Annotated in this window: 2 protein-coding genes; both read right to left on the bottom strand. The window is 35.5% G+C overall.

The genetic code is table 11. From position 1 onward, the window contains the following. Nucleotides 1-448 (bottom strand): glucuronate isomerase (locus IL45_RS15220; protein WP_200875661.1); only part of this gene is annotated, 448 nt, incomplete at its 3' end. A 131-nt stretch (nt 449-579) separates the two neighbouring features. Then, a complete protein-coding gene (locus tag IL45_RS01580) occupies nt 580-1,296 on the bottom strand; it encodes a FadR/GntR family transcriptional regulator (protein WP_036579461.1) in 717 nt (238 codons plus the stop codon). Nucleotides 1,297-1,320 lie beyond the last annotated feature (24 nt).

Here is a 1,320-nt window from a genome sequence, read left to right as displayed (position 1 = left end):
TGTTTTGTTGCTGTAACAAACCTAACGTGCTGTGAGAAGATTGCTGGAGTAAGTCATTTGTTTTCTCGTAAGTCGCTGTGGCATTATTTTCTGTGAGAAGCTCTTTAACACCAAAGTAACGCTTTAATTCTAAATGCGTCCAGTGATATAGTGGATTCCTAAGCGTGTAAGGAACTGCACTTGCCCATTTATGGAATTTCTCTTCGTCAGTTGCATTTCCAGTAATGTACTTTTCATTAATTCCCAGCGCACGCATCGCACGCCATTTATAATGATCACCGGCTAGCCACACTTGTGTACAATTGTCAAATTGTCGATTAGTGGCAATATCTTCTGGAGACAGGTGATTATGATAATCTATAATAGGTAATTCTTTTGCAAAGTTGTGATAGAGACGTTTTGCAAAATCTGTTTGAAGTAGAAAATCCTCAGTAATAAATGAGTTCATATAGTTCTTAATTACTCTACAAATATGACCCTTAAAAACAGCAATTCCAACCTGTTCAAGGTTGGAATCGTCCGTAAGTATTCTTTAAAAGTTCAGGAAATAAGCACCATTAAAAACAAGCGCTGTATCCCTTATTTAATAGTGTATTTGCGCAATGCAGCAAAGTGAATATTTAATGCTTCTAGAGCTTCATCACTTTTTTTATTTTTTATGGCTTCAATGATATCCGTATGTTCACTTACTAATTTAATGGCTTGTGTACGGTCACAAATATCTTCTTTATTAAAATGTCCAATGATATCTGGAACAATAATTTTCATTAAACCATATAAAACAGAATTCTCACTGGCCTTTACAATGGCCAAGTGAAATTTCATATCTTCTATTAACGATGGCAATCCGTTAGTAATACAGTCTACAAAGTTTTGATGTGCCATTTCTAATTGCTTCAATGATTCTTCAGTACATCGAGTTGCAGCCATTTGAACTGCCTGTGATTCTATAAGTACACGAGTCTCCACTAACGCATTAAAATCTGGTGTATCGAGATCGAGAACATCCTTCATCATTGTATTCATGGAAGGTACACCTATCCCTGTGATTATAGAACCACTTTGCGGTAGTGTCTCGATAATACCATAAAATTCCAGTTTTTGAATCCCAGCTCTGATCTGATTACGACTTACACCTAGTTTTTCTGATAGTTTTCTCTCTGATGGTAATTTATCTCCAGCTTCTAGATTATGTTTTTTAATCAGCGCACGTATTTCACTAACCACATCATTCTCTTGAGTAACGATGTTTTCAGTATCATCAGTTGTAACTAATTTTAGACCATGCTCTATCATAAAATTGTGCTTATACTAATTGGC

The organism is Nonlabens ulvanivorans, from assembly GCF_000732625.1.
GTDB classification, from domain to species: domain Bacteria; phylum Bacteroidota; class Bacteroidia; order Flavobacteriales; family Flavobacteriaceae; genus Nonlabens; species Nonlabens ulvanivorans.
Note: the sequence above shows the minus strand (reverse complement) of the source record. Positions and strands in the feature narration are given on the sequence as shown.